Origin of the sequence: Mesorhizobium sp. M7A.F.Ca.AU.001.01.1.1 (assembly GCF_004022735.1) — a bacterium.
Lineage (GTDB): Bacteria > Pseudomonadota > Alphaproteobacteria > Rhizobiales > Rhizobiaceae > Mesorhizobium > Mesorhizobium ciceri.
Window position 1 is genome coordinate 26,979 of sequence record NZ_RZPF01000003.1, and the last position, 7,914, is coordinate 34,892.

Here is a 7,914-nt window from a genome sequence, read left to right on the forward strand (position 1 = left end):
GCGTCAGGCGAGCACCACGCCTCGGCCGACGGACAAGCCCCTGGACTGATCGAAACCGGCTGTTGAAATCACGACGAGTGCGTGTCGGGACGAAGCAATGCCAGGTCGGCCAGGGTGTTGAGAAGGGCAGCGTCGCCTGCCGGCTTTGGCACGAATTTGCAGCTTCGGAAGGGTTGGGGAACATCACGCGGCCCAAATCCGGTCATGAAGGCGAAGGGGACGCCGCGAGCCAGCAATGTTTCGGCTACGGGCAGACTCGTTTCACCGTTCAATTGAATGTCGAGCAGCGCCACGTCGACTTTGCCTGCATCGATAAGTTGACGAGCCGCGGCGACCGACGAGACCGGGCCGATCACGGGATAACCCGCCGCACGCAGGCGAGACGCGACGTCTTCGGCGATCAGCCATTCGTCCTCGACCACCAGAACGCGCGGCCTGTCGTCGCTCACGGCGCCTCCTTGTGGTTTGCTGGAAACGCGATCTGGACGCTGAGGCCGTCCTTGTGGAACGCGGTCTCGACATGGCCGCCGAGCCTGTAACCAATTTCTCCCTGCAGCAGTGTCAGGCCAAAACCATTGTCCAAGGGCGCCTTGACAACAGGGCCGTCCTTTTCGCGCCAGCCAAATGTGAAACTGTCCTCCTCGATCGACCATTGCACACTGACCTTGCCGTCGGTTTTTGACAAAGCGCCGTACTTGGCCGCGTTGGTGGCCAGTTCATGAATGGCCATGCTGAGGGAAAGCCCCTGTTGCGGACCTAGTTTGACATCCTCGCCATCGAGTTCGATCCGCTCGATGCCGAATGGTTCGAGCTCCTGCTGGAGCAGTTCCCTGACCGAGGCTTCCTTCCATCTCTCCCGGGTCAGCAGGCCGTAGGCCCGCGACATGGCATGCAGGCGACCGATCAGCGCATCCGCGAACTCCTCCTTCGTATCAGAACTTTCCCGCGTGCGGCTTGCAATGCTGGCGATCACCGCAAGCATATTCTTGACCCGGTGGTTGAGTTCAGAGATGAGCACCTGCTGATGCTCTTCCGCCTGTGCCAGAGTGGTGACATCGACAAGTGTCACCACCACGCCCTGGATCCTGTTGCCCTTGTCGCGATAGGGATTGATGCGGACCATGTGGAACAGGCCCCTGGCATCGCGTGCCAGATGGTGATTCAGGATCTCGCCTGTCTCGAAAACCTTGTCGATGTGCTGCTTCAGCTCGGGGTAGTCGAGCTGGCTAGACAGATCCGTCAGCGGCCGGCCGACATCGGAGGGACGCAGGCTGAAGAAGGATGACGCCGCCGGCGTGAAGGTACGGACCACAAGGCTGCGGTCGAGGAAAATGGTCGCGATGTCGGTGCTTTCGAACAGGTTGCGCAGATCGCCGTTGACGTGGTCGAGCTCCTCTATCTTGGCCGTCAACTCGGCGTTGATCGTGTTGAGCTCCTCGTTGAGCGACTGCATCTCCTCCTTCGAGGCTTCGAGTTCCTCATTGGTGGACTGCGCCTCCTCATTGACGGAGACGAGTTCCTCGTTCGACGATTTGACCTCCTCCAGCGCGGTCTCGTATTCCTCGATCGTCGATTGCAGGCGCTCCCTGGTGTCGCGCAGCTCCCGCTCGAGATCGGCGGTGCTGTCACTGTCACGGCCGCCGCCGTCTTCCTCTGAGCGGGCCTGGGTCGGCCCCGACGGTTCGAACAGGACGAGATAAAGCGGCTCGCCATTGCCACGTTCGGTGAGCGGTTCGATCGTGAGCTTGATCGGCTGGACCCGTTCGTCGTCTTCCTCTACGATGAGGTTTTCCCGCACCACTGTGCGGCGCGTCGTCGTCGCTTCCCGCAACGCGGCGCGGAGGTCCAGTCGCAGCCCACGCCTAGCCATCGTCAGCAACTGCCGGCTGGGAATCCCTTGCGGCGCTTCGAGATATCTGCCGGTCCTGGCCGAATAATAGACGACATCGCCCTCGGCGTTGACCAGGACATGCGGCGGAGCGAAGCGCTCCAGCACCTGCGCCTCGACAGCCTGGCGCAGCGGATAACCGGCGGCTCCCTTCCTTAAGCCGGCGCTTTCAGAGGGAAAGACGCCGGAACGGCTCTCACCGATCAAGGCGGGCAGCCTGATATGCGGCGAGGCATGCTCGCGCGCCTGGAAGAGACGATGTTTCTTGTCGACAGTGGCAAACAGATTGTCGTGCTGCCCAACGCTTTCGGAGGTGCCGAGGAACAGGTAACCGCCGGGCTTCAATGCATAGTGAAAGACAGGGATGACACGGCTCTGGATGCTCGGGCCGAAATAGATCAGCAGATTGCGGCAGGAGACCAGATCCATGCGCGAGAAAGGCGGATCGCGAATGACGCTGTGCGGCGAGAAGATGCACAGTTCCCGTATCTCGTTGCTAATGACATAGCTCTCTCCGTCGCCGTTGAAGAACCGCTGTCGGCGTTCGGGTGAAAGCCCTTGCAGCAAGGCTTCGGGATAGCGTGCCGCCCGGGCCACCGCCAGCGCAGGCTCGTCGATGTCGGTGGCAAATATCTGGACGCGCGGAACGACCGTAAGCTTCTCCATGTGTTCGCGCAGCAGGATGCCGATAGAGAACACCTCCTCGCCCGTGGCGCATCCGGGAACCCAGACCCTGACGGTGTCGCTGGCGGTCTTGCCTTCGAACAACTGCGGTATGATCTTTCGCTCGAGCAACTCGAAGGCATCGGGGTCGCGAAAGAAGTTGGTGACATTGATCAGCAGATCGCGAAAAAGGTTCATCACCTCGCGAGCATCTTTCTTCAGCCAGTCTATATAGGCGCTGATGGAATGGACCTGGGCGATCTGCATGCGTCGCTTCACGCGGCGCAGAAATGTCTTGGTCTTGTAGCCCGAGAAGTCGTGGCCGGAGTGGCTGCGCAGAATGGCGTATATCTGTTCTCGCACCTTATCGATGTCGGCCGTATGGTCGCCATCTTCTTCCGCCAGCCCTTCCAGCGTGTCGAAGCCGCGGGCGAAAGCCTCCAGCTTCGCCCCGATCTCCTCGGCGGGCACAGCGACGTCGACGAGCCCGCTGGCAATAGCGCTCTGTGGCATATCGGGATTGCGCGGCCCGTAGCCGTCGTGCGCTTGCGCGACAGTGAGGCCACCCCGCTCCTTGATCGCCTTGGCGCCCAGCGTTCCATCGGAATCACCGCCCGACAGAATGACGCCCACGGCATATTCGCCCTGGTCTTCAGCGAGCGCACTAAAGAAGATGTCGACGGGTTTGCGCTCTTGGGTAAGCCCGTTGGGCCGCCGCAGGCGCAGCACACCGTTGGCGATCGCCAGAGTGACGTTTTGTGGCATCACGTAGACGTGGTCAGGTACAACAGCTATGCCATCCTCGGCCACAACGACAGGCATCTCGGTGTAGCGGCTGACAACTTCATGCAACAGACTTTCTCGCTTCGGGCTGAGATGCGTGATGATGATGAACGCCATGCCGGGCTGGCTGGTAACGCCTTTGAACAAGCCTTCCATCGCGGGAATGCCACCCGCGGACGCGCCGATGCCAACGATGGGAAATCTAGTCGATCGGGCAGTCACGGCATGTCCCCCTTTCGCCGACCCGACATGAAGTCTCCTCAAGGCCGGATCGAACAGGACACAACCATATAGCGCGCAAGAGGTATGGAACAAGACGTCAGGGATGACGTTGAACCCGATATCAATGGTGGTTCAATGACGAAACGCTCTGCTGACATAAAACTCCGAGCGCCAGTGGTGTCAGGGGCGCCTGGATCGCTAGCAGATTCCGATGCGGGGCCCGTCCCGGATCGCATGCTGATGCTTGCGAAGCGGTTGCAGGCGGCCTTGGATGACAGAATTCGGAAAGCAAATCCTCTGCATTCTAACCTCCGTTGCAAGAAAGGATGACGACGTGCGCGACCTGCGGGGGCTGCATATTCTGATAGTTGAAGACGAATGGACGATGGCGGGAGATCTTGCGCGGTTTTTCAGCAATATGGGCGCCATAATCCTTGGTCCCGCTGCAACCGTCGAACAGGCTTCCAAACACACCGGGACGGCCGAAGCTGCAATCCTCGACGTCAATCTCAATGGCCGACGCGTGTTTCCAATCGCCGATGAGTTGATGCGCCGGGGTGTCCCCTTCGTGTTCTTCAGTGGCGATGACGACATCGCCATTCCCGACCATCTCCGCTATGCCAGCAATCTGCGGAAATCCTCGGGCAGCCAGGCGGTGTTCAACGCACTCTTTCCCCCGCAGGAATCGGGGCGGGCGCCCCCCGGACCGGACCCGTCCGACGACGTCTTCGCGCTTTTGCCCAAACTGCGACTTGCGGCGCGCCTTTTGCTGGGAGACGTCGACGCATCGGATCGGCTCGTCGAGAGGACGCTCGAGCAAGCGATCCGGGATGTCGACCGCAGACAGCCTGGTCAATCCACTGAAAACTGGCTCAACGGCATCATGCGAGAGATGGCGAAAACCCGCGGCGCAAACCTGATGCATTAATTTTACCCTCCCTCTCAGGCTGAAGTGCTAAGCCGCGGGGCCGTCATTGTTGACCACATCTCGACAACTGGGCCGTACAGATCAGCCGCTTGGCTTGCGTCATCAGCCCTTCTGATCGCGCTCGACGAATTTGTTGAAACGGCTGGCTTTCCCCTCCCCAGTCTTGGCCTGATACAGAAAGGCCAGATCGTTCTCGTCGAATATCCGGAAGAACTCGTCCCATTCGATGGGCTCGAATGCTTCCTCAGGCTCACCGAAGTCGATCCGCAGGATGCCGCCCTCGCCTTTTGTGCGTACCACTGCCGGCCGGCCGTCCCGCTCCTCGGCCCACTTGCGAATTTCGTCGTGGTCGGTGGTCGTTTGCGACTGAGACATTGAAATCTCCTTTGATCGGCGTTGCTCCATGGGACACGCGGGCTGTCGGGCGTCCTAACAGCACAAGGGCGTCAATGTTCCAGCACCGCGCCGTGATCGCGATGCCGGCCCAACGAAGTCCGCCAAAGGAACTTTGTTGAAGCAAGGGAACAAACCTTTTGCCGAAAAGTTCGGGGCGCCGAGGTTACTTGTCTGAGGAGTCGTCGTGAAACGCATATTGGTTACAGGAGGCTGCGGCTTCATCGGCCGGCATGTCGCACAGGAACTCGTCGAGCAGGATTATTCGGTTCGCATCCTCGATGCGCTGCTGGAGCAGGTGCATGCGGGCGAAGCCGTCGCGCTTCCCGCCGGGACCGAACTGATCAAAGGTGATGTCCGAGACCGGGAGGCGGTCGCCAGTGCGCTGGAAGGTGTTGACGCGGTCATTCATCTGGCGGCGGAAGTCGGCGTCGGACAATCGATGTACGAGATCGCGCGCTATGTCGGCGCCAATGATCTCGGCACCGCAACGCTACTTGAAGCACTGATCAAGCACCCGGTCGAACGGATCGTCGTCGCCTCGTCGATGAGCGTCTATGGCGAAGGGCTCTATGCAACGCCAGACGGCCGGCGCATCGACAATGCCCGGCGCAAGGCGAGCGACATCAAAAGCGGGCAATGGAATCCGCTGTCGCCAGAGGGAGCCCCCCTCTCGCCGCTGCCGACGGACGAAGAAAAGCCGGTCGATCTCGCCTCAATCTATGCGCTGACAAAATACGCACAAGAACGCGCTGTGCTGATCTTCGGCGAAGCCTATGGCATCGATGCTGTCGCGTTGCGCCTGTTCAATGTCTTCGGCGCCGGCCAGGCATTGTCGAACCCCTATACCGGCGTGCTGGCCAACTTCGCTTCGCGTCTCGCCAACGGCCAACGGCCAATGATCTTCGAGGATGGCGAACAGAAGCGCGATTTCGTCCATGTGCATGACGTCGCCCGCGCCTTTCGCCTTGCACTGCAGCAACGCCAGGCAAAGGGTCATGTCATCAACATCGGCAGCGGCCGAGCCTACGCGATCAGCGAAGTCGCACGATTGCTGGCCGAGGCCATGGGGACACCGAACCGCTCGCCCGAACTGCTCGGCAAAGCGCGCTCCGGCGATATCCGCAACTGCTTCGCCGATATTTCCAAGGCCCGTGAGCTGCTCGGTTTCGAGCCGGTGCGGCAACTGGAGAATTCGCTCGGCGATTTCGTTTCCTGGGTGCGTAACACGTCCGCCGTCGACCGCGGCGCCGACATGAAACGCGAGCTCGAAGAACGCGGGCTGGTGTCATGAACACACGCAATCGAAGCGACGCGCCGGTCGCCATCGTCGGCGGCAGCGGCTTCATAGGATCGAACCTCGCCGACAGCCTGTTGTCGGATGGCGAACCGGTGCTGGTGATCGACAATCTCAGCCGTCCGGGCGTCCAGCAGAACCTTGAATGGCTGGCGCAAAAACACGCCAGTCGCCTCACGGTGGAGACCATCGACGTGCGGGACGCCAACGCCTTGGCGCCGGCTCTGACGGGTTCAAAGGCAATTTTCCATCTGGCCGCGCAAACCGCCGTCACCACAAGCCTGGTCCAGCCGGGCGAGGATTTCGACATCAACCTTCGCGGAACATTCAACGTACTGGAGGCGGCGCGACTGAGCGGTGAGTGTATTCCTGTTGTCTTCGCCAGCACCAACAAGGTCTATGGCAGCCTGCCCGACGTCGCGGTCCGCGAGGACGGCGACCGCTATGTGCCTTGCGACAGCGTCATCCAGGCGAACGGCATCGATGAGGCTCGGGGCCTGGACTTCTGCACGCCCTACGGTTGCTCCAAGGGCGCGGCGGACCAGTATGTGCTCGACTACGCCAAATCCTACGGCATGCCGACGGCGGTGCTGCGGATGAGCTGCATCTATGGACCGCGCCAGTTCGGAACCGAGGACCAGGGCTGGGTCGCGCACTTCCTGCTCAGCGCGCTGACGGGACGCCCCATCACCATTTACGGTGACGGCAGGCAAGTGCGCGATATCCTACATGTTTCCGATGCCGTCGCCGCCTACAGGGCCGTACTCGACCACATCGAGACGACCAAAGGCCAGGCATTCAATCTTGGCGGCGGCCCGGAAAATGCGCTCAGCCTGCGCACGCTGTTGAGCGAGATCCGTGGCCTGACCGGCCATGAGCTTTCAATCCGCCATGATGGCGAACGCACCGGCGACCAGCCCTTCTTCGTCGCCGACACCCGCAAGATCAAAACCGCGCTTGGCTGGATGGCCCAGGTTTCATGGCGCGAAGGCGTCCGCGACCTAGCCGACTGGCTGCAGCGCCACCGGCTCGAGCCTCACCCCGAAGCCGTGAGGTACGTCGCATGAAAATCGCTCTGGTAAACCCATTCTGGACCTACGACGACAGCATCTATTTCGGCTGCCGCCAACCACATCTGCCGCTGGAACTCGGCTATTCGAAGGCCCTGCTCGAAGCCGCCGGACATGAGGTGCTGATGCTGGATGGTCAGTTGCAGAAGCTCGACAATTCCGGTCTTTGCGAGCGGGTGGCCGATTTCGCCCCGGCAATGACTGTCGTCAGTACCGCGCCGACCTATCTGTTCTGGCGCTGCGCACCGCCGGAATTGCGCGTGCCGGCCGATTTCCTCAACCTTCTCGCCGGGCGCGGTGGACGCACGGTCGCCGTCGGCCCGCACGGCTCGGCCACGCCGGCGCCAACCTTGCGCAAGCTCGGCGTCGACATCGTCGTGCGCGGCGAATGCGAAGAAGTCGTCGAGCAACTTGCCCGGCGCGACGATTGGAGCGCAGTGCCCTCAACCGCTTATCTGCGGGATGCCAGGGTGGTTTCGAACGGCGGCGTCCACGCCAGCTCGTTTGTCGATCATCCACCCCTCGAATGGCCTGCGGACTGGATCGCAGCCCATTCGCACCACCATCACAGGTTCGATGACAATCAGGTCGGGTTCGGCGCGGAAGTCGAGGCATCGCGCGGCTGTCCCTACAATTGCAGCTTCTGCGCCAAGATCGATTTCCGTGATGC

At 61.2% G+C, this 7,914-nt stretch carries 7 protein-coding genes; 4 read left to right on the plus strand and 3 right to left on the minus strand.

All coding sequences use genetic code 11. The annotated features are described in order from the left end of the window. Window positions 1–68 precede the first annotated feature (68 nt). Both EN884_RS00575 and EN884_RS00580 read right to left on the minus strand, forming a co-directional pair. On the minus strand, window positions 69–449 hold the full coding sequence (locus EN884_RS00575) for a response regulator (protein ID WP_063170160.1): 381 nt from the start codon (window positions 447–449) through the stop codon (window positions 69–71). Beyond that, window positions 446–3,556 carry a CheR family methyltransferase gene (locus tag EN884_RS00580; protein ID WP_063170159.1) on the minus strand — a complete coding sequence of 1,037 codons (3,111 nt, stop codon included), beginning with the start codon at window positions 3,554–3,556 and terminating at the stop codon, window positions 446–448. Before EN884_RS00580 ends, EN884_RS00575 begins: the two co-directional genes overlap by 4 nt. A 271-nt stretch (window positions 3,557–3,827) precedes the next feature. On the opposite strand from EN884_RS00580, the gene EN884_RS00585 reads away from it, so the two are divergent. Continuing rightward, window positions 3,828–4,484: a response regulator gene (locus EN884_RS00585; protein WP_082826656.1), complete on the plus strand. Its 657-nt coding sequence runs from the start codon at window positions 3,828–3,830 to the stop codon at window positions 4,482–4,484. A gap of 102 nt (window positions 4,485–4,586) precedes the next feature. On the opposite strand, the gene EN884_RS00590 is transcribed toward EN884_RS00585, so the two are convergent. Then, window positions 4,587–4,859, minus strand: coding sequence for a hypothetical protein (locus tag EN884_RS00590; protein ID WP_063170158.1), 273 nt, complete (start codon window positions 4,857–4,859; stop codon window positions 4,587–4,589). A 205-nt stretch (window positions 4,860–5,064) separates the two neighbouring features. Between EN884_RS00590 and EN884_RS00595 the strand changes: the two genes are divergently transcribed. The 3 genes from EN884_RS00595 to EN884_RS00605 form a co-directional block, all read left to right on the plus strand. Continuing rightward, the gene (locus EN884_RS00595) at window positions 5,065–6,171 is read left to right on the plus strand and encodes an SDR family NAD(P)-dependent oxidoreductase (RefSeq protein WP_024502367.1); all 1,107 of its coding nucleotides are present in this window, start codon (window positions 5,065–5,067) and stop codon (window positions 6,169–6,171) included. Continuing rightward, window positions 6,168–7,241: an NAD-dependent epimerase/dehydratase family protein gene (locus tag EN884_RS00600; RefSeq protein WP_063170157.1), complete on the plus strand. Its 1,074-nt coding sequence runs from the start codon at window positions 6,168–6,170 to the stop codon at window positions 7,239–7,241. Before EN884_RS00595 ends, EN884_RS00600 begins: the two co-directional genes overlap by 4 nt. Next, window positions 7,238–7,914 (plus strand): cobalamin-dependent protein (locus EN884_RS00605; RefSeq protein WP_206617545.1); only part of this gene is annotated, 677 nt, incomplete at its 3' end. The genes EN884_RS00600 and EN884_RS00605, both read left to right, overlap by 4 nt.